At 45.9% G+C, this 21,968-nt stretch carries 18 protein-coding genes; 5 read left to right on the forward strand and 13 right to left on the reverse strand.

Going from position 1 to position 21,968, the window contains the following annotated elements; genetic code table 11:
• Nucleotides 1–16: 16 nt before the first annotated feature.
• Entirely contained in the window at nt 17–637 is a 621-nt protein-coding gene (locus NCY57_RS03430) for an HAD family hydrolase (RefSeq protein ID WP_021652286.1), read from the forward strand.
• 2 nt (nt 638–639) lie between these two features.
• Complete coding sequence (locus NCY57_RS03435) at nt 640–1,998, forward strand: MATE family efflux transporter (protein ID WP_044962002.1); 1,359 nt, start codon at nt 640–642, stop codon at nt 1,996–1,998.
• 106 nt (nt 1,999–2,104) lie between these two features.
• On the opposite strand, the gene NCY57_RS03440 is transcribed toward NCY57_RS03435, so the two are convergent.
• From NCY57_RS03440 to NCY57_RS03470, 7 genes are all read right to left on the reverse strand, one after another.
• Nucleotides 2,105–2,404: a DUF3784 domain-containing protein gene (locus NCY57_RS03440; protein WP_015527011.1), complete on the reverse strand. Its 300-nt coding sequence runs from the start codon at nt 2,402–2,404 to the stop codon at nt 2,105–2,107.
• A gap of 82 nt (nt 2,405–2,486) precedes the next feature.
• Entirely contained in the window at nt 2,487–4,121 is a 1,635-nt protein-coding gene (locus NCY57_RS03445; protein ID WP_250789487.1) for a L,D-transpeptidase family protein, read from the reverse strand.
• A 127-nt stretch (nt 4,122–4,248) separates the two neighbouring features.
• Nucleotides 4,249–5,601 (reverse strand): MATE family efflux transporter, encoded by a 1,353-nt coding sequence (locus NCY57_RS03450; RefSeq protein WP_059085366.1) that lies wholly within the window; start codon nt 5,599–5,601, stop codon nt 4,249–4,251.
• Between the two features lie 257 nt (nt 5,602–5,858).
• The gene (gpmI, locus tag NCY57_RS03455; protein WP_059085365.1) at nt 5,859–7,400 is read right to left on the reverse strand and encodes a 2,3-bisphosphoglycerate-independent phosphoglycerate mutase; all 1,542 of its coding nucleotides are present in this window, start codon (nt 7,398–7,400) and stop codon (nt 5,859–5,861) included.
• 211 nt (nt 7,401–7,611) lie between these two features.
• Nucleotides 7,612–8,907, reverse strand: a complete 1,296-nt coding sequence (locus NCY57_RS03460) for a homoserine dehydrogenase (RefSeq protein ID WP_021652282.1) — start codon at nt 8,905–8,907, stop codon at nt 7,612–7,614.
• A 53-nt stretch (nt 8,908–8,960) separates the two neighbouring features.
• Nucleotides 8,961–10,079 (reverse strand): Mbeg1-like protein, encoded by a 1,119-nt coding sequence (locus NCY57_RS03465; RefSeq protein WP_059085364.1) that lies wholly within the window; start codon nt 10,077–10,079, stop codon nt 8,961–8,963.
• Between the two features lie 183 nt (nt 10,080–10,262).
• Nucleotides 10,263–10,484, reverse strand: a complete 222-nt coding sequence (locus NCY57_RS03470; RefSeq protein ID WP_021652279.1) for a hypothetical protein — start codon at nt 10,482–10,484, stop codon at nt 10,263–10,265.
• 101 nt (nt 10,485–10,585) lie between these two features.
• Here NCY57_RS03470 and NCY57_RS03475 point away from each other — a divergent pair, with 101 nt between their 5' ends.
• Nucleotides 10,586–10,864, forward strand: coding sequence for a helix-turn-helix domain-containing protein (locus NCY57_RS03475; RefSeq protein ID WP_059085363.1), 279 nt, complete (start codon nt 10,586–10,588; stop codon nt 10,862–10,864).
• A gap of 115 nt (nt 10,865–10,979) precedes the next feature.
• Here NCY57_RS03475 and tpiA read toward each other — a convergent pair whose 3' ends face one another.
• From tpiA to gap, 3 genes are all read right to left on the reverse strand, one after another.
• Complete coding sequence (gene tpiA / locus NCY57_RS03480) at nt 10,980–11,729, reverse strand: triose-phosphate isomerase (RefSeq protein ID WP_021977259.1); 750 nt, start codon at nt 11,727–11,729, stop codon at nt 10,980–10,982.
• A 45-nt stretch (nt 11,730–11,774) separates the two neighbouring features.
• The gene (locus NCY57_RS03485; RefSeq protein WP_015527000.1) at nt 11,775–12,971 is read right to left on the reverse strand and encodes a phosphoglycerate kinase; all 1,197 of its coding nucleotides are present in this window, start codon (nt 12,969–12,971) and stop codon (nt 11,775–11,777) included.
• A 185-nt stretch (nt 12,972–13,156) separates the two neighbouring features.
• A complete protein-coding gene (gene gap, locus NCY57_RS03490; RefSeq protein WP_021652276.1) occupies nt 13,157–14,176 on the reverse strand; it encodes a type I glyceraldehyde-3-phosphate dehydrogenase in 1,020 nt (339 codons plus the stop codon).
• A gap of 305 nt (nt 14,177–14,481) precedes the next feature.
• Here gap and NCY57_RS03495 point away from each other — a divergent pair, with 305 nt between their 5' ends.
• Nucleotides 14,482–15,300, forward strand: coding sequence for a histidinol-phosphatase HisJ family protein (locus NCY57_RS03495; protein WP_022426901.1), 819 nt, complete (start codon nt 14,482–14,484; stop codon nt 15,298–15,300).
• Between the two features lie 75 nt (nt 15,301–15,375).
• The gene (locus NCY57_RS03500; protein ID WP_173739616.1) at nt 15,376–17,490 is read left to right on the forward strand and encodes a hypothetical protein; all 2,115 of its coding nucleotides are present in this window, start codon (nt 15,376–15,378) and stop codon (nt 17,488–17,490) included.
• A gap of 143 nt (nt 17,491–17,633) precedes the next feature.
• On the opposite strand, the gene NCY57_RS03505 is transcribed toward NCY57_RS03500, so the two are convergent.
• From NCY57_RS03505 to nifS, 3 genes are all read right to left on the reverse strand, one after another.
• Complete coding sequence (locus NCY57_RS03505; protein WP_173739617.1) at nt 17,634–20,192, reverse strand: HAD-IC family P-type ATPase; 2,559 nt, start codon at nt 20,190–20,192, stop codon at nt 17,634–17,636.
• Between the two features lie 89 nt (nt 20,193–20,281).
• Complete coding sequence (gene nifU, locus NCY57_RS03510) at nt 20,282–20,728, reverse strand: Fe-S cluster assembly scaffold protein NifU (RefSeq protein WP_015526995.1); 447 nt, start codon at nt 20,726–20,728, stop codon at nt 20,282–20,284.
• Nucleotides 20,729–20,756: 28 nt separating this feature from the next.
• A complete protein-coding gene (gene nifS, locus NCY57_RS03515) occupies nt 20,757–21,944 on the reverse strand; it encodes a cysteine desulfurase NifS (protein WP_021650819.1) in 1,188 nt (395 codons plus the stop codon).
• Nucleotides 21,945–21,968: the final 24 nt, after the last annotated feature.

Raw genomic sequence — 21,968 nt, forward strand, 5'->3', positions numbered from 1 at the left:
TGGGGAGGTTTTTCTGATGGACAGTATTATTTTTGATGTTGACGGTACGCTCTGGGATTCCACCGGGATCGTAGCTGAGGCCTGGAGTGATTACCTTATCCATACGGAGCACATGGATACCGATGTAAGCGCCAAACGACTGATGGGGCTTTTCGGCCAGCTGCTGCCGGATATCGCAAAGGCTCTTTTCCCTGAGCTTCCGGAAGCAGAACAGCTTCGTATCATCGACGGCTGCTGCCAGGCAGAGCACGAGGCACTGCTTCGCAAATGTGCTCCGCTGTATCCGGATCTTGAGGAAACACTGAAGATTCTTTCCAGCCGTTTTCCTCTTTTTATCGTCAGTAACTGCCAGGCCGGATATATTGAAGTGTTCCTGAAATCCACAGGCTTCGGACACTATTTCAAGGGCCATCTCTGTCCCGGTGACACCGGCATGGCCAAAGCGGAAAATATCATGAAGATCCGCGAGGATAATAATCTTTCCGATCCGGTTTATATCGGTGATACTATAGGAGACTTTAATGCCTGCCGGAAAGCAGGAGTTCCTTTTATCTTTGCTGAATACGGTTTCGGTCAGGTGGATAAACCGGATTACCGGATCACCAGGCCTTTTGACCTTACGGAGATATGCAGATGAGTATGAAAAGATCAAAATCCATAGACCTTACTTCCGGTCCGATCCTGAAAACGCTTTCAGAGCTTGCTCTTCCTATCATGGCATCTTCCCTTCTTGGAACTGCCTATAATATCACAGATATGGCCTGGATCGGGCTTCTGGGCTCCAAGGCAGTTGCCGGTGTCGGTGTGGGCGGCATGTATGTGTGGCTTTCCCAGGGACTGGTAGCCCTTCCACGAATGGGCGGACAGGTAAACACCGCACAATCCTGCGGCCGGAAGGATTATAAAGAGGCACGTTCCTACGCGGCCAGTGCCCTGCAGATGACCATTCTCTTCGGTCTCTTATTTTCTGCAGCAAGTATTATATTTCTTGATCCTCTGATCGGATTTTTTAATCTGACAGACCCGGAAGCATATTCTTCTGCCAGATCTTATATGCTGATCACCTGCGGACTGATCATTTTTTCCTTCCTGAACCTGACTCTCACCGGACTTTTTACAGCCCAGGGAGATTCCAGATCTCCGCTGATGGCCAATTTTCTTGGACTTGTGGGAAATATGCTCCTGGATCCGCTCCTGATCCTTGGCATTGGACCTTTTCCACGGCTTGAAACGTTAGGTGCTGCCATTGCCACAGTAACTGCACAGTTTCTGGTTTTTGCAGTGCTGGTTTTCCGGATCTTTACTTCCGGGCTGGAAACAAATGTACTTCGTGAACTTCATCTTTTTTCACGTTTTCCGGGAAAATTTTATAAAAATATCTTCCGCATTGGTTTTCCAACCGCTATCCAGAGCATGCTCTACTGTATGATCTCCATGGTACTGACCAGAATGGTTTCCGCCTTCGGTGCTGCTGCCATTGCTGTCCAGCGTGTGGGCGGACAGATCGAATCCGTTTCCTGGAACACCGCGGACGGCTTTGCCTCTGCCTTAAATGCTTTTACCGCACAGAATTTCGGTGCAAAAAAATACGACCGCATCCGCCAGGGCTACCGTATTTCCTTTGGTATCCTGACAATCTGGGGCCTTATCATAACTGCAGCCTTTGTGCTGCTCCCACGCCCGATCTCCGGACTGTTTTTCCATGATCCGGAATCCCTTGGGATTTCTGTAAATTACCTGATCATCATCGGCTTCTGTGAGGCTTTCATGGCCATTGAGCTGATGACCATCGGTGCACTGTCCGGCCTTGGTATGACCAAGCTCTGCAGTATCATCAGTATTATCCTGACAGGGGCCAGAATCCCGCTTGCCATGCTGCTGACTCATGCGGGAATGGGACTCAATGGTATCTGGTGGGCACTTTCCCTTACTTCTATCGTAAAGGGAATCATCTTTACTCTGACATTCCGGCAGACCAGCCGAACGAAATTAAACTAAATACAGACAGAAAAACTCCCCGCGGATACCGGAGCCTGATCAGACAGGTTACCGTTTCACGGGGAGTTCTGCTTTTTTACCTAAAGGATAGTTCTGATACTTCTGATCATTTTTTGATACATTTTGTTCTGAGTACAAACAGAAATACCGCAAGTATCACAAACAGAATTACTACATAGGCAATCTTTGCTGCTACACTTGTGGTGAATGCGTCAACTCCTGTAGCCACTCCGATAAGTATCAGACAGATTCCTGAAACTTTTTCCATTTTTTTCTCATCATACTTCTGGGCTCTGGCCTGTGTGTTTCCGCCTTTCATAAAAAAGGAACCGTGTCCGGTAAAAAGCATAAATCCTACTACCAGTGCTGCGATTGTAAGTATAAAGCTGAATGACTGATCAAACATAATATTTTCCTCCTGCTAAAGAACAGGAGCCACGCACCGGATCACCGGCTGGCTCCTGTTTGTTTTTTGACTACAGATCCGATCAATAGAAACAGACGATCGGAACATTATACTGGATAATGTTGTAAAGCTCTCCCGCTTTATCCGGCGGCATATTGATACAGCCGTGGGAACCTCCGGTTAGATACCGATCGCCTCCAAAATACGGCTGCCAGTCTGCATCATGAAATCCAATGCCTCCGTTAAACGGCATCCAGTAGGTTACTGGCTGTTCATAGGAATAGGTTCCGTCTGCTTTCTTGGTGCCCCGTAGCACATCCGGGCTCTTCTTATAGTACAAGGTGAAGATTCCAGGAGGTGTTTTTCTCTTGGGATCACTTGCAAGTCCGGATACGATATCTGATTCAAAGATCACATTTCCATCCTGATAATACCACATATACTGTTCTGTAAGGTCCACTTCAATGTAGGTATTTCCCAGATCATTCACACCATAGGAATTGGCTCTCATGGAATAAACCGGCTCTCTGGTCGTCTGAGCTCCGGACTGGATCTCCTGGGTAAGCTGTGCCACCTCTCCGTCCTGATCGATCTTCCAGCCATATGCAGAACCGGAAACCGAAACAGTTCTTCCGCTTGTTGTCTGGAACTGTCGCTCTGTACCTACTGTATCATGATCCGCTGCAAGCTGTGCCACATAATCCACGATATGCTGTTTGAAGGATGCATCATCCTGGATCAGCTGACCCTTTTCGTCAAACTGCAGCCAGTTCTTGATGGTGCTTCCATCAAGTGTTACTGTCTCATCTCCAAATGTGTAGGTGATGCTTGCCCTCGCAAAGTTATTATATGCATCCACCGTTGCCTGCAGATCTGCACTGTCGCTGGTCACATCTGCTTTCACATAAGCATCCGGGTTACTGCCAAGATCTACTTCCCCGTCATCGCTGCTGATAGCATCACTGATCATCTGATAGGCTTCTTTTACCTTCAGTTCACTTCCCACTGTCTCCGGCACGATCGTAAACTCGGAATCATTAAAGCTTACGTACGCATTCTCCGGTGCTACCTGATTCTCTTTCTGGGCACAGTTCAGTGCTTTCACTTCTGACTCCAGCTTTGACTTGTCAAAAGCTGTCTGCTCACTGGCTGTGTAAGTCGTCTTTTCAAAAAATCCTCTCACCCATTCATAGGGCTTCTGCGCTTTCAAAAGCTTCAGAACTTCACCACTGGATATATAACGATAACTGATATCCGTTCCTTCTATCGTCTGCGGTTCCTGATCTCTGGCCTTTACCTGGATGGAATAGCCTTCCATTTTTTTTGCGATCTCCTGCTCAACCTCATATGCAGTCCTGTTGGAGCTGTCGATCCCGTTAATCGTTGTGCCCTCAAAGAAATGACTGGTGTAATAATAAGATACTCCTGCATATGCACAGCCTGCCACTACCAAAACCATGGCGGCGATCATTCCGGTTACCTTCAGTGCCTTATGCTTTTTCTTTTCGGGTATAACGATAGGTTCAAATTCAGATTCATCGATAGGTACGTAGGTGATCTTCCTTGGCCTTGCTGATTTCGAAGGTCGTGCCGACTTGTGAGCAGCTGATCTGTTATTTTTATTTTCAGGCTGAGGCTCTCCTGCAGTATCACTGACGATCTTTGCCATGGCATCATTGATCCTGTCCTCGATATCCCTCTTTTCATCGTTGCTCATATTTATTCACCTCTATGTTCATGTGCCTTCAAAAAAGGCATCTTTCCATTGATACTTTCTGGTCTTACTCACCAGCTTTTTCATTATATCATACTTTCCGGAAATTGCATCTCATTTCACGGTTTTTTTATAACTTATTTGTACCGTACAGCTTCCGCGCCATATCTTTCATAACATAGAAATACATTACCCAAAGGAGCACTGACGCAAAGATCCAGGCCACCGGACTTGCAAGACAGGTACCGATATAGCTGCTTTTTCCGGCTGCAACGGTAGCGGTGATCCCTCTTCCTGCAAGCTCAGCCACACCGGCCATCATAGGAAGAAGACCATATCCCATTCCCTGGATCCCGTTTCGCAGTACATTGACAAAATACAGAGGAATAAAAAACAGTGCCACACATTTTACATAGATTGCTACCATAGGAAGCACTTCTTCAATGTTATCTGAGATAAACAGATATGCAAAATATTTTCCCGCAAAGAACAGAAAACTGCCAACAACAACAGAATATACAATTCCTATAAAATGCGAAGCCCGGAAGCCTTCCCGCACTCTCTCAAGTTTTCCGGCTCCGATATTCTGTGCATTGTAGGTAGCGCTGGCAGTTCCCTGTGCCACATATGCCTGGGTGAAGATCTGCTCGATCTTACTTCCTGCTGTAAACGCCGCCACCGCATAAGAGCCAAGCATATTTAAGGCTGACTGTACCATCATGGTTCCGATCGCCGTAATGGAATACTGCAGTCCCATTGGGATTCCCACACCGATCTGCTTGGCTGCGAGGTTACGTCTGAAATACCAGTCTTCTTTTTTCATACGGAGCTCCGGCACAAACTTCCAGATATATACCAGACATAAGACTCCTGAAACTCCCTGGGAAATAATGGTAGCCCAGGCTGCTCCAGGCGCTCCCAGCTTAAACACGATGATAAATACAAGGTCAAGCACAATATTCAGCATTGCAGATAAGATCAGAAAATACAGTGGTACCTTACTGTTTCCCAGTGCACGGAGGATACTGGCCAGGATATTATATAATGCCTGGGCAAAAATCCCTCCGCAGATGATCATAACGTAAGCATATGCATCCTTGAAAATATCATCCGGCGTATGCATAAATTTCAGAAGTGCATGCATACCTGTCATGCTGACTGCTGTCATCACTGCCGAGACCAGCGCTGTCAGGATCAGTGCATTGCCCACGGTCTGACGCATCTCATCCATTTTTCCCGCACCGTACTTCTGTGCAGTCAGTACGGTAAAACCGGCAGTAAGTCCCAGAAGAAAGCCTATGATCAAAAAGATGATAGTTCCTGTTGAGCCAACTGCCGCCAGTGCCTTTGTTCCTACAAATTTTCCTACAACCACCGCATCTACCATATTGTAGAACTGCTGAAATACATTACCAATAAATACCGGGATCGTAAATCCCAGGAGCACTTTTACCGGTTTTCCCTGTGTCATGTCTGTTTTCATGAAATCTTTTTTCCCCCCATTTAATTTGATCGTTCCTAAACTTTGTGCTGCTTTTTGTTATTCTTTTTATTATTCTTTCTGTAACTTTACAGTTGCTCAAAAGTTACCTGTTTTTATGTATCAGAGGGATTATAGTTGAAATGGAATGATTTTACAAGATGATTTTGAAATTTTTTTTCATGTGTGAAAACAGAAACAATCGGATGAAAAAATCCCGGCAGATCCGTAAAAATCTGCCGGGATTCCGTGAATCTTATTTATTTCTCAACAAGAAGAGACTCTCCTGTCATTTCCTTCGGCTGCTCCATACCCATAAGCTGGATCAGAGTCGGAACGATATCTGCAAGACATCCGTTCTCACGAAGTGTGTATTTCGGATCTGCGTTTACAAGGATAAACGGTACCGGATTAGTTGTATGAGCTGTCCATGGCTCACCTGTTTCATAATTTACAAGCTGCTCTGCGTTACCATGGTCAGCGCAGATAAAGAGCTGTCCGTCAACCTCTTTGATTGCCTCTACAGCCTTACCAACACACGCATCAACAGTCTCAACAGCCTTGATCGCAGCTGCCTCAACACCTGTATGGCCAACCATATCCGGGTTCGCAAAGTTGATGATGATCACATCATATTTGTCAGATTTGATCGCCTCTACAAGCTTTTCACAAACCTCCGGTGCACTCATCTCCGGCTGCATATCGTAGGTCGGAACCTTCGGGGATTTTACAAGGATTCTGTCCTCTCCTTTGTTTGGCTCCTCAACACCACCGTTGAAGAAGAATGTAACATGTGCATATTTCTCTGTCTCGGCGATACGTGCCTGTGTCATATCGTGAGCTGCAAGGTACTCACCGAAGGTATTGTGAAGAAGAACCTTGTGGAATGCTACCAGCTTATTCTGGATGGTATCATCATACTCTGTGAAGCATACGAATGTGGTATCCAGTCTCTTTGCTCTCTCAAAGCCCTTAAAATCGTCATCACAGAAAGCTCTTGTGATCTCTCTTGCACGGTCCGGACGGAAGTTGAAGAATACAACGGAATCCTTATCGGAAATAGTTGCAACCGGTTTGCCGTCCTTCTCGATAACAGTCGGAAGCACAAATTCATCTGTCTTGTCATCATCATAGGAAGCCTGAACTGCTGCTGCAGCATCTGTTCCCTTTACGCCTTCGCCCTGTGTAAGAGCTTTATATGCAAGCTCAACACGATCCCAGCGGTTATCACGATCCATTGCATAATAACGTCCGGAGATCACACCGATCTCACCAACGCCGATCTCTTTCATTTTAGCTTCCAGCTGCTCTACAAACTCTTTACCGGATGCAGGCGGTGTGTCACGTCCATCCAGGAAGCAGTGTACGTAAACTTTCTTGAGTCCCTCTCTCTTTGCCATCTCAAGAAGTCCGTAGAGATGTGTATTGTGGCTGTGTACTCCACCGTCAGAAAGAAGTCCCATAAAATGGATCGCGGAATCGTTGTCTTTTGCATTCTTCATAGCAGTAAGAAGTGCCTCATTCTTGAAGAAATCGCCGTCCTGGATCTCTTTTGTGATCCTTGTAAGCTCCTGGTATACGATACGGCCTGCGCCCATGTTCATATGACCAACCTCGGAGTTACCCATCTGTCCGTCCGGAAGACCTACCGCAAGACCGCTGGCATTGCCTTTTACAAATGGATAATCTTTCATGAGTCCGTCCATAACCGGTGTTTTTGCCTCATATACAGCATTTCCGTCATGTCTGTCATTGAGTCCGTATCCATCAAGGATCATTAAAACTGTTGGTTTTTTGCTCATAATTTTCCCCTTCTTATCTTTGATCGAAAATCTGTCCGGCACAGCTCTTCACTGATTCTGAAACCCTCTGTACCATTCAGGATTCTTTTGTTTTCCATTTTATATAGTACCAAAATCCAGAAATTTTGCAACGTTTTCTTTGACAAAAATTTGTCTGTTTTCAATTTCCCGACAACTGATACGGCTGATCTGTAAATTTACGCGAAAGATATTATTTCTGGTATACACGGATCATAGAAGAAATCTTTCTTACAGATGCGCTGTTTTCCAGTTCTTCCTTAACCTTAAAGAAAGCGCCCTCGCTTACAAGTTTGGTGATCACAACAACCTCTGCGGTATCCGGTCTCTTGCTTTCTTTCTGCATGATCTGTGCCACGCTTGCCTGATATTTTGCAAAATGCTCCAGGATTTCAGCCAGCACACCGCAGCGGTCCTCTACCTGCAGGCGGAGGAAATAACGGTTATGGGTATCTGCCATATTTTTTACCGGAAGTGTCTTATAGCAGGTGCAGCCTACTCTTCCGCAGCAATCTGCCTTCATATTACGGACTACCTCAAATACATCACCGGCAACCGCACTTGCTGTAGGAAGCTCACCTGCTCCACGTCCGTAGAACATGGTATCTCCTACTGCATCTCCGTGTACAAAAACCGCATTATAAGAATCATTGACGGATGCAAGGGGATGCTCTGCCGGGATCAGCATCGGGCAGACATAGGCCTCAACGCCGTCCTCCTGACAGCGTGCAACACCCAGAAGCTTGATCTCGCAGCCCATTTCTTTTGCGTAACGGATATCCTTTGCCGTGATCTTTGTGATTCCTTCTATATGAACATTATCAAGGGTAACTCTGGAATTAAAGGCAACTGATGCAAGGATGGCAACCTTTCTTCCAGCATCAATTCCCTCGATATCTGCAGTAGGATCTGCCTCTGCATATCCAAGTTCTGTAGCAAGAGCAAGAGCATCTGAAAATTCCATTCCCTCCTGGGACATCTTGGTAAGGATAAAGTTCGTAGTTCCGTTTACGATTCCCATAACTTCCGTTACATGGTTGGCCTCAAGACTGTTCTTCAACGGGCTGATGATCGGGATTCCTCCGGCAACTGCTGCCTCAAACAGAAAATCCTTCTGCGCTGCCCTGGCAGTTTCCAGGATCTCTTTTCCGTGGACTGCGATCAGATCCTTGTTTGCAGTTACAACGTTCTTGCCGGCTTTCAGTGCTGCAAGGATATAAGTACGTGCCGGCTCGATCCCGCCGATCAGCTCGATCACAATATCAATGGAAGGATCTCCCTCAATATCTGCCCAGTCTGTTGTAAGAACAGAAGGATCGTCTACCTTCCCGGACGCTTTCTCAAGGTTACGCACCAGGATCTTTGTGATCTTTACCTGGCATCCAAGCTTGGCTGTCATTTCCTGCTCCTGGCTTTTGATCACTTTATATACACCGGTTCCTACTGTTCCGAGACCAAGAAGGGCCGCATTTACGACTTTTTCGTTCATTTTCTGATGTCCCCTTTCCGTTTTTTCCAATTTTTATCAGAGTAACTCCTATGTTATGGCAGAAAACGCTTTTTGTCAAGTTCCGGCAGAGGAAGCAATTCCAGCCAGCTGCCAAAAAGTCCGGTGATCAGTTCCTGCACCATAGCTTTTGACTGTGGTTCCAGTTTATCCAGCTGGCGCACCATGGCAGCCAGACTTTTCAGACCACCTTCCTGGATTTGGGAAATGGTATCTGCTCCGGTTGCTTCCAACACAGAAAAGAGTTCCCCGATGAGATGCTCTCTCTGCTTTTTATCCATATGGTCGATCCATTTATGAAGACTTCGATTTGACGCCGCAGCTCTTCTTGTCAAACTTTCTTTCTCTATAAAGGATGACCCCATTACCTCCCAGGTAAAAGCATCATGCTGCAGGATTCCCTTCTGTGTACTGGCTACGATCCGCGGATCTTTCTGATGGCTGAGCAGCATACCGATCACAGATGCCTCGGGAATGATACGGGTGACTTTTGGCAAAACGCTTTCCACTCTTCCGGGACTGAAAAATCCTTCTGGAAAACCCGGGCCATCATTATCATAGACAGAAAGAAGCTTTTCCTGCAGGATGTCACTGCACTGCATCGCTGCATACATAGCCAGATTTCCTCCTTTGGAATGACCGCCGATCCGCAGCATGGACTGTATATAAGTTCCATGCGTTTCCAGATATTCCAACGCTTTTCTGTGCGAAGGAACAACTCCGTTGCTTAAGTTAAAATCCTCCTTCCATCCCACAATGGTATCATCGGTTCCACGAAATGAAATATATGTGGTTCCATCATCCAGTCCTATAGTCACTGCCGCAAACTGCTGAGCCTGACTGGAAATGATTTCATTGACAAAGCCCCCTACTGTACATTTCCGGAATCTCTCCGCACAGGCCATTTTTTCAAGGAGCACCGGTGTATTCTGCAGAAATGCACTTTCTGCTTTCAGATCCTTCTTCATTTCCTGTCTGGAAAAAGCCGCAAAGAGTTCTTCTACAGAAAGAGTATTTCCGTTTTTTACTTCTGCCATCTCATCCAGATCAAGATAGGAAAAACACGCCAGTATCAGATTGTCAACTTCATTAAAGGGTGACTGCTCAAAGGTAAGATCTCCTCTCCAGTCAAGATAATCCAGAATATTCCCCATAAAATCCTCCGCAAATGATCATATAAGCGTCTTACGCACAGCTGCAGGCTTTCTTTCTATTATAATACGTAACGGCTGCATCACAGCACAGCCATCTGATGCGTTTCTGCCGTTATCAGATAACCGTTTTCTGAAACGACATACCCTGCCAGATATTTATTGTTATCATACCATAAATCCTGATCATTTGCTCCTTTCATCCATTTTTTTTCTGAGATAAAGGATGTAATGAATGCAGCCGCAGGTAAAAGCCGGAAACAGTATCGACAGGCCTGCTGCTGACATCATATAGATCACTGCCCCTTTTCCGTCATCCGGTGTTCCTGCCACAAAGCAGTAGAACATGGTAGCTGAAAAATACAGTGTGATCACCACTGAAATTAAGATTTTAAAAAACTTCCTCATTGCTTCTCCTTTCTGTAGTGTCGATATAAGGACACTGTTGTGATTCCAATTTTACCTTCATAATAAGATTAATTCAAGGATGAATCGGACAGGATATATATATGATAAAATATGACAGATTTTGGGTCACGATGAAGGAGCGTGGAATCACTCAGTATGATCTTTATGAACATTACCAGATCACCCGTTCACTTCTGGACAGACTTCGAAAAAATAAAAATGTTGAAATTTATACCATAGACAGGCTGTGTTCCATTCTCCACTGCAAGATCGAGGACATTGTGGAACACGTTCCCGAGCCTGACGAAAGGAACGAACATACAGAAAAAGCTTCAGAGAAAAACAATCCTTACTCTGAAGATAAGAAAAACTCTCTCTGACTGTGATCAGATGCAGCTTTTTTGTTGGCTGTGCTATCCGTGTCAGGGAGAGTTTTTCTGGTTTTTTTTTTTAAAGATATAAAAAAAGGGGCCGAAGCCCCTTTTTAAGTGAATCTTATTTGTAGTTTACGATCTTTCCGAAATCTGGTTTCAGGGAAGCGCCGCCTACAAGACCGCCATCGATGTCAGCCTGAGCGAATAAGTCAGGAGCTGTTGCAGCGTTTACAGATCCGCCGTACTGGATACGGATCTCTGCTGCTGTAGCATCATCATAGATCTCAGCGATGCATTTACGGATATCAGCGCAAACTTCCTGAGCCTGCTCTGTTGTAGCTGTCTTACCTGTTCCGATAGCCCAGATCGGCTCGTAAGCGATAACTGCTGTCTTAGCCTGATCAGCTGTAACACCCTGGAATCCAACCTTAACCTGCTGACGGATGAAGTCCATTGTTACGCCCTGCTCTCTCTGAGTAAGTGTCTCACCACAGCACATGATCGGTGTGATGCCATGCTCGAAAGCTTTGAGCATTTTTTTGTTAACGTCCTCGTTTGTCTCACCGAAGTACTCTCTTCTCTCGGAGTGTCCAAGTACAACGTACTTAACGCCTGCATCTACGAGCATAGCCGGAGCGATCTCACCTGTGTAAGCGCCTTTCTCCTCGAAGTACATGTTCTCAGCACCAACCTGGATGTTAGAACCTTTAGCTGCCTCAACAACAGGGATGATGTCGATAGCCGGTACGCAGAATACTACGTCAACTTCATCGTTAACAACAAGCGGTTTTAAAGTCTCAACAAGCTTTACAGCCTCGCTTGGTGTCATGTTCATTTTCCAGTTTCCAGCAATAATTTTCTTTCTTGCCATTGTTTTTATCTCCTTTTTTGTGTTCTTGGAACACTTTATTTTTTATCAGTCTTTATCGTTAGCTGCTGCTACGCCCGGAAGCTCTTTGCCCTCAAGGAACTCAAGAGAAGCACCGCCACCTGTGGAGATGTGTGTCATCTTGTCGCCATATCCAAGGATATTTACAGCTGCTGCGGAATCACCACCACCGATGATGGTTGTTGCATCTGTCTCAGCAAGAGCTTTGGCAACTGCTTCTGTACCATGAGCGAAGTTCGGCATCTCGAAGCATCCCATCGGTCCGTTCCATACAACAGTCTTGGCATCTTTTACAGCGTCTGCAAAAAGCTTCTCAGTCTCCGGTCCGATATCCATTCCTTCCCATCCGTCCGGAATCTCACCACGTTTTACAACCTGGATATTGCAGTCATTGGAGAAGTTATCACCGATTCTGTTATCTACAGGAAGAAGAAGCTTCACGCCCTTCTCCTCTGCTTTCTTCATCATGTCAAGAGCATACTGAAGGTAATCATCCTCGCAGAGGGATGTTCCGATATGTCCGCCCATAGCCTTGGAGAATGTATAGGACATACCACCACCGATGATCAGTGTATCTACCTTGTCAAGAAGGTTGTTGATTACAGAGATCTTGCTGGAAACCTTAGCACCGCCAAGAATTGCTACGAATGGTCTCTCCGGATTGTTTACAGCGTTTCCAAGGAAATCGATCTCTTTCTGCATCAGATATCCTACAACTGCTGTTTTTACATATTTGGTAACACCTACGTTAGAGCAGTGAGCTCTGTGAGCAGTTCCGAATGCATCATTTACAAATACATCACAGAGGGAAGCAAGATCTTCGCTGAACTTGTCTTCGTTCTTTGTCTCTTCTGCACGATAACGTGTGTTCTCAAGAAGAACTACATCGCCATCTTTCATCTCTGCTACAGCAGCTTTTGCGTTCGGTCCTACTACCTCAGGATCTGCTGCAAATTTTACTTCCTGGCCAAGAAGCTCAGAAAGACGAACTGCTACAGGTGCAAGAGAAAGCTCCGGTTTCGGCTCTCCCTTCGGTTTTCCAAGGTGGGAGCAAAGGATAACCTTTCCGCCGTCTGCGATCAGTTTCTTGATTGTAGGAAGAGCAGCTACAAGACGGTTCTCATCTGTGATCTTTCCATCCTGAAGCGGAACATTGAAGTCGCATCTTACAAGTACTTTCTGTCCTTTTACATTGATATCGTCAACACTTTTTTTGTTCAGCATCTCTATATCTCCTTAACTTTTATTTCTGCAAAAGCAGATGAATAAGGGCGAGCGGTATTGTTGTCCGCTCTGTTAACAGTCATTCCTCAGACATTTTTTTGTTTGGTCTTTTGGAAAAAAAGGGCCCGGTCCTCTTCAGACCGGACCCTTTCTGAGTCTATTCTTCTACACCCGTTCGCAGAAAATTAAGCGTTCAGAAGTTTTCCGAAGTGCTTGATTGTACGAACCATCTGGCTTGTGTAGGAGTTCTCGTTGTCATACCAGGAAACTACCTGAACCTCTGTTGTGCCATTCTCAAGTGGAAGTACCATTGTCTGAGTAGCATCGAAGAGGGAACCAAATCTCATACCAACGATATCGCTGGATACGATCTCATCCTCGTTGTATCCGAAGGACTCATTGGAAGCTGCTTTCATAGCTGCGTTGATCTGCTCTTTAGTAACGTTTCCTTCAACTACTGCTGTAAGGATTGTTGTAGAACCTGTTGGGGTAGGTACACGCTGTGCAGAACCGATAAGTTTGCCGTTAAGCTCTGGGATAACAAGTCCGATAGCTTTAGCAGCACCTGTGCTGTTCGGAACGATGTTAACTGCAGCTGCACGGGATCTTCTCAGATCGCCTTTTCTCTGCGGTCCGTCAAGTGTCATCTGATCGCCTGTGTAAGCGTGGATTGTGCACATGATACCGGATTTGATCGGTGCAAGATCGTTAAGAGCCTTAGCCATTGGTGCAAGGCAGTTTGTTGTACAGGAAGCTGCGGAGATGATCTTGTCCTCGTTTGTAAGACCCTGATGGTTTACGTTGTAAACGATTGTCTTAAGGTCGTTTCCAGCCGGAGCGGAAATAACTACGTGCTTAGCACCTGCATCGATATGAGCCTGAGCTTTGTCTTTGGATGTGTAGAAACCTGTGCACTCAAGAACTACGTCTACACCGATCTCTCCCCATGGAAGCTCTGCAGCGTTAGCCTTAGCATAGATTTTGATCTCTTTTCCGTCTACTGTGATGGAATCCTCGCCTGCTGTTACTTTATCAGCAAGAGCATATCTTCCCTGTGTAGAATCATATTTTAATAAGTGAGCAAGCATCTTAGGAGATGTAAGATCGTTGATTGCTACGATCTCAAATCCTTCTGCTCCAAACATCTGACGGAATGCAAGACGACCGATACGTCCAAAACCATTAATTGCAACTTTTACTGCCATGATAAATTCCTCCTATGAATTGAATGGTGATTTAAATCGTTCCTTTGTTAAAGAAACATCAACCTGTTTCATATTGTACCTAATTCCAAACAAAAATTCAAGAGCTATTTATAAAAAAGAACATTAAAATAAATATTAAGAAAATTTCTGAAAAATGTGCTATAATTCTCTGATAGAAAGTTCTGTCCTGCTGATTCCCAAAACGGATATCTATATTCCCGCTGGGAGTTTGACTTTCCCGGATTCATAGCAGGCAGATACGATCATTGTCACAGAATATAAAGGCTTGAATATGGAGGTACAAAATGGACCAGAAAATTTTATGGGACTGCCATATGCACTCCTCTTTTTCCGCAGATTCCGATACACCGATGGAAGAAATGATCCAGACTGCCGCAGACCAGGGTCTCACGGGAATCTGTTTTACTGAACATTTTGATCCGGATTATCCCGATACTCCGGAAAATCTTGATTTTTCCCTGAACATCCCTGCATACCGCCAGAAACTTGAGAGTCTTGCGGATGCTTTTAAAGACCAGATCCAGGTTAACTTCGGGATCGAGCTTGGACTTCAGCCTCAGCTTGCAGAATCTTTTTCCGATCTTCTGAAAGAAGTTCCCTTTGATTTCGTTATTGGTTCCTCCCATGTGGTGCACGGATACGATCCTTATTATCCTTCTTATTTTGAGGGCCGTAAGGAATCCGCATGCTACATGGAATATTTTGAATCCATCCTGGAAAATATCGCTGCTTTTGACGAGATGGATGTGTACGGACATATCGACTATGTAGTACGTTATGGTCCAAATCAGAACCGTCAGTATTCTTACGGACGATATAAGGAGATCCTGGACGAGATCCTGCGGACATTGATCCGCAAAAATGTGGGAATCGAGCTGAACACAGGCGGTTATCACTACGGGCTTGGTGAACCGAATCCCTGTGTCAATATTATCCGACGTTACCGTGAGCTTGGCGGTGAGATCATCACCATCGGTGCAGATGCCCATACTCCGGATAAGATCGGCTATGCTTTTGACAAGGCGGCTGATGTTCTCCGTGAATGTGGTTTTTCCTATTATGCTGTATTTAAAAACCGCCGTCCTGTTTTTCATAAGCTGTAGCTCTGTTTCTCTCTCCGGTGAGAGAGTTTACATTTTTATACCGAAAATATCATTTTATCTAAGGAGGAACTCTATATGTCAACAAAAAGACTCCAGAAAAAGAAAGCTGCCATGCAGGCAAAAAAAGAAAAGCAGCTGAAAAAAAATACCTCTGCTGCCGGCACCAGTTCCAATGCTGCCAAATCTGTTGAAAATGCTAAAGCCGAAGTGAAAAAACTTGAAACCGTAAAGAAGGAAACGCTTAAAGTCGAAACTTCCAAAACTGAACCGATCAAAGTCGAGACTTCCAAGACCGAGCCGATCAAAGTCGAGACTTCCAAGACCGAGCCGATCAAGGTCGAGACTTCCAAGACTGAGCCGATCAAGGTCGAGACTTCCAAGACCGAACCGATCAAGGTCGAGACTTCCAAGACTGAGCCGATCAAGGTTGAGACTTCCAAGACTGAGCCGATCAAAGTCGAGACTTCCAAGACCGAGCCGATCAAGGTTGAGACCTCAAAGACTGAACCGGCGAAAGTTACTACTTCCAAGATTGAGCCTCTGAAAGTCGAAACTTCCAAGGAGGACACAGCTTACGATGCCCTCTACGAGAAACGTCTGAAATACTACTACAATGATCTGAAATGGCTTTACTGCGAACTGTTCCGCGATCACCCGGAAGTTACCGGCACATTCTCAAGCCTCACAAAAAAGATGAAAGAAATCTACCGTGAGCGTCCTCTTTCCATGAAGGAAGCCGACCAGAACTGCGCTGCAGATCCTGACTGGTTCCGTAAGACTACTTTCACCGGAATGGCTGTAAATCCTGCTGACTTCGCAGATACTCTTTCCGGTCTATCTAATAAACTGGACTATATCAGCGAATGTAATGCAGACACTCTGTACCTGACAGATCTTTTCCAGGCAACCTCCAATTGCTCCCTTCGCATTATCCCGGAGATCGGAACCTCCGAAGATCTGTACACACTTGCAGCTAACTGTAGGAAAGCAGGTATCCGCCTGGCTCTTGAGATCCCGTTAAGTCTTTCTGTGGATGACCCACAGTCCGGTGCGCCATGTGTGCTCCAGACTCCGGCTTATTTCAATGCAATGCTTCTTCAGATCCTGGAGCTTGCAAATGAAGGTGCTTCTATATTCAGCCTTGGTGTCCTTCCGATGATACCGGAAGAAAATCTCTGGAAGCTTCACTCTCTGCTGCGTATGACCCGAATGGTGTGTGAGATCGTATGCCCCGGAATTCTTCTCCTTGGCGAAACAGACCGCCCACCTGCAGAGGCTGCTGCATTCGGCGGAACTTCCGATATGCCGGAACTTCACATTGTAAACAGCACACAGCTGATGTCCGATCTCTGGCATACCGTTGCCACAAAGGACACTGCCCTTCTCCGCCGGGGAATCGACAGAGCTGCAGACCTTCCGCAGGCACCGGTATTCCAGAATTACCTCCGTAACCGCAACACGGTACGCTGGAATCTGGACTATGATTTCCTGAAAGGAAGCTTTATCACAGAAGGGCCTCACAGAGATTATCTGAATGAATTCCTGGCAGGTATTTTCCCTGACTCCTTTGCCCGGGGTGAAATTTATGTAAATCCGGAAACCGAGGAATCGGAGCTCTGCGGAACAACCGCATCTCTTGCAGGAATCGAGCGTTTTGATTATGAAGGAAATATGGAGGGTGTCAGCCGGGGAATCCGCTATGACGTAGCACTTCATGCATTGCTTCTTTCCCTCCCCGGAATTCCGGTACTTCGAAGCGGTGACGAGGTCGGACAGCTGAATGACTACACCTATAAAGCCGACATTTCCAAAGCAGCTGATCCTCGCTGGCTCCACAATGGACGTTTCAACTGGGCACTTGCCCGGAACAGAGCCGATGCCGAAACGATCCAGGGACGCATTTTCAACAGCCTTGAGCAGCTGGAATCCATCCGTGCCAGCCATCCGGTATTTGCACCTGAAGTTTCTGCACATACACTGGAAACCTGGGAAAAAGCTCTCCTTGCCCTGGTAAGAGAAACTTCTGAAGAAAAGCTGATCTGCATCTACAACTTCAGCGACCAGGATAAGGTAGCCTGGATCAACGAACAGGACGGTACCTACACAGATCTTCTCACAGGAGTTCAGAGAGACGCACAGGCTGTAGAGATCCCGGCCTTCGGATTTATCTGGCTTATGCACACAAAATAATAGCTTTGTCAGGCGGATATCCACAATCTGCATTCTCTACACAGCTCTGCACCGGATAACTGGATAACTGCTTCACAGTTTATTTGCAAAAAAAGGACACTGCCATTTTCAACGGGCAGTGTCCTTTTTTATTTCTCATATTATTATTTTCTCAGCTTATCAATAAATGCAGCAAATTTCCCCTGTTCCCCACTATCCAGCGAACGGCTGTAAATATTTCTGAGCCAGGCCGTGATCACATCGATCAGGATCGGAGAAAATGTCATCAGAAGGAACACCAGAATGATCATTCCGAATTCCAGCGATCCCAGTGTCAGAAGATTCTGCAGAACCACCGCCGCACCGAAAAAGATCACCTGCATACTGTAAATGATCACCTTTCGATACTTATTCAGAGGTGCGTAAACTGTCTTAAGTGCCGCCATATAATTCCATCCTGTTACAAGCACACAGGCTGTATTCAGCATAGCATTGGAATGGTATACATTCTGGCATACCAGCATCACACTGAACACACAGCCCGTGATGGTCACAGCAGCCGGAAATGCATTCATAAATACATGACGCAAAAATGTATGGTCGATCTTCTCATAATTATTCTCCTGTGCCAGAAGGAATGTAGGAATACCAACAGCGCAGGCACTGATCAGAGACATCTGGATCGGCTCAAAGGGATAGGAATCCCCGAAGAAGATCGTGATCAGTGACAGCAGCACGGAAAAAATCGTTTTGATCAGAAACATAGATGCCGCAGTGCGGATATTATTTACAACCCGGCGTCCCTGATTCACAATTTCCGGCATTGCTGCAAAATTAGAATCCAGCAATACCACATTGGCAATATTCTTGGCCGCATCACTGCCCTCAGCCATGGCAATACTGCAGTCCGCCTCTTTAAGCGCCAGAACATCATTGACACCATCACCAGTCATGGCAACCGTATGCTTCTGAGCCTGCAAAGACTTCACCATTGCCTGTTTCTGCTGAGGTGTTACACGCCCGAACACACTATATTCTGCAACTGCCTCGTCCATCTGTTCCTGAGTTGTGATCGTTGTCGCATCTATATAATGCTCTGCATTTTTAAGGCCTGCACGTCTGGCAATTGCAGAAACCGTCACCGGATCATCACCGGAGATTACTTTCAGATCAACACCCTGACTTTCGAAATATGCCAGCGTATCCGGTGCCTCTGCACGGATCACATCGGTAATAAGCAAAAGTCCGACAGGTTCCAGTCCCTCCGGAAGCTCCGCTCCCTCACTCACATTTACACTATGGGCAAGAACCAGCACACGAAGACCTTCCTCTGCAAATCTGCCACAATACTCCATCAGCTCCGGGTTCCCTTCCGGAAAAAGAAACTGCGCTGCACCCATCAGATAAGTACCTGTATCTGTAAATGCAGCTCCGCTGTACTTCCTGTCAGAAGAAAACGGGATCACATGATCCAGCTCCATATCCTGAGATACTTTAAATCTCGCCCTGAGTGCATCGGCAGTGGCATTCTGATCCTTCAGCACAGAAAGCAGATTTCCCATGATATGCTCAATCTCCCGGATCTTCTCCGGATCTTCCTGACTATGTTTCTCCGGGTCAGCTTCTGACTTTTCCTGTAATACGAGATTCGCGCTTCCATCCTCCTTTGCGATCGCATCTGTTGCTGAAACTACAAAAGTCGAAGAACTTTCAGTTCCATCGCTGTCACCTCCGCCGGATTCAGGATCTTTCCCGGATATTTTCTCTGAAATCTCATCATACACCGGCGGATAGCTCTCCACCGCCTCCACACACATGGTACCCTCTGTGATAGTTCCTGTCTTATCCAGGCAGAGCGTATCCACGCGTGCAAGAGTTTCTATACAGTACAGCTCCTGCACCAGCGTCTTCTTCTGGGCAAGCTTCAGCGCACCCAGAGTCAGTGCCACACTGGTAAGAAGGACCAGTCCCTCCGGGATCATTCCCAGGACCGCTGCAACCATATTGACAACAGAATCCCGGATATTGTCTCCCACAAAATAATACTGTTTATAAAAAAGCATCGCACCCATTGGTACGATAATGATACTGATCACCTTCAGAATGGCATTCAGGGAATTTCTAAGCTCTGAATTATGGCGTTTGAATTCCTTTGCCTCGCTGGTGATCCTTGACGCATAGTTGTCACTTCCCACATGGATGATCTGGCAGCAGGCCTGTCCCGCCGTCACAAAGCTTCCGGAAAAAAGTTCATCTCCCGGATTCTTCGGAAGATTGTCTGCCTCACCGGTAAGCAGAGATTCATTGACCTCAAGGCTTCCCTCCAGGATCTTCGCATCTGCCGGAACCTGTTCTCCGGCCTTCAGGAATATCAGATCATCGACAACCAGCTTCTCTGTAGAAATTTTCCATTTTTTTCCTTCACGCAGAACAACCGTCTTGGATTCTGTCAGGATGGCCAGCTTGTCAATCGTCTTCTTGGCACGGACCTCCTGAATGATCCCGATCACGGTATTAATAAAAATGATTCCTACAAACATGGAGTTTTTGTAGGAACCAACCAGCAGTACGAGAACCAGCAGCACCAGGTTCAGAAAATTGAAGAATGTCAACGTATTCTCCAGAATGATCTGCTTATATGTCCTGGTGTTGGGGTTTTCGTTATTATTTACCTGGCCCTGCGCAATTCTTTCCTGAACTTCTTCGTTCGTAAGTCCTGTCATGCTTCTTACTTACCTGTCCTTTCAATGGCTTACGGTTCTGTTCAACTGAAGCTTGCTCATGCCCCGGTTATGATCGTAAATAAAAGGAATCAATACTCCTCTTCTGTATCCTCTTCACCCTCGTGGATATCAGACTTCGGTTTGGAAAGACCCTCGATCTTAATGTGATGTTTCTCTGCATAATCCCAGAGAGCTGCATGAATTGCTTCCTCAGCAAGCAGGGAACAGTGGATCTTTACCGGCGGAAGTCCGTCCAGAGCCTCCATAACGGCCTTGTTGGTTACTTCCATAGCTTCCTCAATGGTCTTGCCCATTACAAGTTCTGTTGCCATGCTGCTTGTTGCAACTGCTGCACCGCATCCAAATGTTTTAAATTTGCAGTCTTTGATAATATGAGTTTCGTCATCGATATCAAGGAATATTCTCATAATATCACCGCATTTTGCATTTCCTACAGTACCCACGCCACTTGCGTTCTCGATCTCACCGACATTACGTGGATGCTGAAAATGATCCATTACTTTTTCACTATACATTATTTTTTCCTCCTGGCAAGTATTTTTATTATTTTTTCTGCTTTTTAATAAAATCTTCATATAATGGAGACATGCTTCTTAAGTTTGCAGTAATATCTTTCAGCTTATCTACTACAAAATCAACATCCTCCATAGTTGTCTCCTCGCTTAAGGTCATACGGAGAGATCCGTGTGCGATCTCATGAGGAAGACCGATAGCTAACAGAACGTGTGACGGATCCAGAGAACCGGATGTACATGCGGAACCGCTGGATGCACAGATTCCGAAATTATCAAGCATCAGAAGAAGTGACTCTCCCTCGATGAACTGGATGCTTACATTTACGTTGTTCGGAAGACGTTTTACTTTATCTCCATTGAGACGTACGTACGGGATCTCTGTGAGGATCCTGCTGATCATATGATCTCTGATCTCGATTTCTTTTGCAGTACGCTCTTTCATGGACTTGTTTGCACGCTCTGCTGCAAGACCGTATCCTACGATACCAGGAACGTTCTCTGTACCTGCACGACGTTTTCTCTCCTGTGCTCCGCCATGTACGAAGGAGCGGATCTTAACACCCTTACGGATATAGAGGAAGCCGATTCCCTTCGGTCCGTTGATCTTATGTCCGCTGGAGCTGAGCATATCAATATTGAACTCATCTACATTGATCGGGATCTGGCCGAATGCCTGAACAGCGTCTGTATGGAACAGGATTCCATGCTCATGTGCAATCTGTCCGATCTCTTTCAGCGGCTCAAGAGTACCAATCTCATTGTTTGCAGCCATAACAGAGATCAGGATGGTCTCCGGTGTAATGGCTTTCTGAAGCTCATCCAGGTCAATGAAACCATTCTCATCTACATCCAGGTATGTGACCTTGGCACCACGCTCTTTTTCAAGGTACTCGCAGGTATGAAGGATGGCATGATGCTCGATCTTTGTTGTGATGATATGGTTTCCTTTATTTTTATATGCCTCAAAGGTCGCTTTCAGAGCCCAGTTATCAGACTCGGAACCACCTGCTGTAAAATAGATCTCCTCTTTTTTGGCTCCGATCACATCTGCGATCTGCTGTCTTGCCTTTGCGATGGCAGCCTTGCTGTTTGCCGCAAAATCATAAACGGTTGAAGCATTTCCATAAAACTCTGTAAAATACGGCAGCATAGCCTCCACAACTTCCGGTGCGGTCTTTGTGGTAGCCGCATTGTCCAGATATATCATTTTTCCCATTTTCTTTTCCTCCTGTTCAGGATA

Origin of the sequence: Blautia sp. MB18-30 (assembly GCF_023669475.1) — a bacterium.
In the GTDB taxonomy this organism is placed as follows: Bacteria; Bacillota; Clostridia; order Lachnospirales; family Lachnospiraceae; genus Blautia_A; species Blautia_A fusiformis.

Excerpts from the sequence above, each read along its gene's own strand:
- gpmI (WP_059085365.1), bottom strand. The coding sequence starts at position 7,400 with ATGAGCAAAAAACCAACAGTTTTAATGATCCTTGATGGATACGGACTC.
- NCY57_RS03500 (WP_173739616.1), top strand. The coding sequence starts at position 15,376 with ATGTCAACAAAAAGACTCCAGAAAAAGAAAGCTGCCATGCAGGCAAAA.
- NCY57_RS03440 (WP_015527011.1), bottom strand. The coding sequence starts at position 2,404 with ATGTTTGATCAGTCATTCAGCTTTATACTTACAATCGCAGCACTGGTA.
- gap (WP_021652276.1), bottom strand. The coding sequence starts at position 14,176 with ATGGCAGTAAAAGTTGCAATTAATGGTTTTGGACGTATCGGTCGTCTT.
- NCY57_RS03430 (WP_021652286.1), top strand. The coding sequence starts at position 17 with ATGGACAGTATTATTTTTGATGTTGACGGTACGCTCTGGGATTCCACC.
- NCY57_RS03470 (WP_021652279.1), bottom strand. The coding sequence starts at position 10,484 with ATGAGGAAGTTTTTTAAAATCTTAATTTCAGTGGTGATCACACTGTAT.
- NCY57_RS03495 (WP_022426901.1), top strand. The coding sequence starts at position 14,482 with ATGGACCAGAAAATTTTATGGGACTGCCATATGCACTCCTCTTTTTCC.
- nifU (WP_015526995.1), bottom strand. The coding sequence starts at position 20,728 with ATGTATAGTGAAAAAGTAATGGATCATTTTCAGCATCCACGTAATGTC.
- NCY57_RS03450 (WP_059085366.1), bottom strand. The coding sequence starts at position 5,601 with ATGAAAACAGACATGACACAGGGAAAACCGGTAAAAGTGCTCCTGGGA.
- nifS (WP_021650819.1), bottom strand. The coding sequence starts at position 21,944 with ATGGGAAAAATGATATATCTGGACAATGCGGCTACCACAAAGACCGCA.
- NCY57_RS03465 (WP_059085364.1), bottom strand. The coding sequence starts at position 10,079 with ATGGGGAATATTCTGGATTATCTTGACTGGAGAGGAGATCTTACCTTT.
- NCY57_RS03460 (WP_021652282.1), bottom strand. The coding sequence starts at position 8,907 with ATGAACGAAAAAGTCGTAAATGCGGCCCTTCTTGGTCTCGGAACAGTA.
- NCY57_RS03445 (WP_250789487.1), bottom strand. The coding sequence starts at position 4,121 with ATGAGCAACGATGAAAAGAGGGATATCGAGGACAGGATCAATGATGCC.
- tpiA (WP_021977259.1), bottom strand. The coding sequence starts at position 11,729 with ATGGCAAGAAAGAAAATTATTGCTGGAAACTGGAAAATGAACATGACA.
- NCY57_RS03475 (WP_059085363.1), top strand. The coding sequence starts at position 10,586 with ATGATAAAATATGACAGATTTTGGGTCACGATGAAGGAGCGTGGAATC.
- NCY57_RS03435 (WP_044962002.1), top strand. The coding sequence starts at position 640 with ATGAAAAGATCAAAATCCATAGACCTTACTTCCGGTCCGATCCTGAAA.
- NCY57_RS03505 (WP_173739617.1), bottom strand. The coding sequence starts at position 20,192 with ATGACAGGACTTACGAACGAAGAAGTTCAGGAAAGAATTGCGCAGGGC.
- NCY57_RS03485 (WP_015527000.1), bottom strand. The coding sequence starts at position 12,971 with ATGCTGAACAAAAAAAGTGTTGACGATATCAATGTAAAAGGACAGAAA.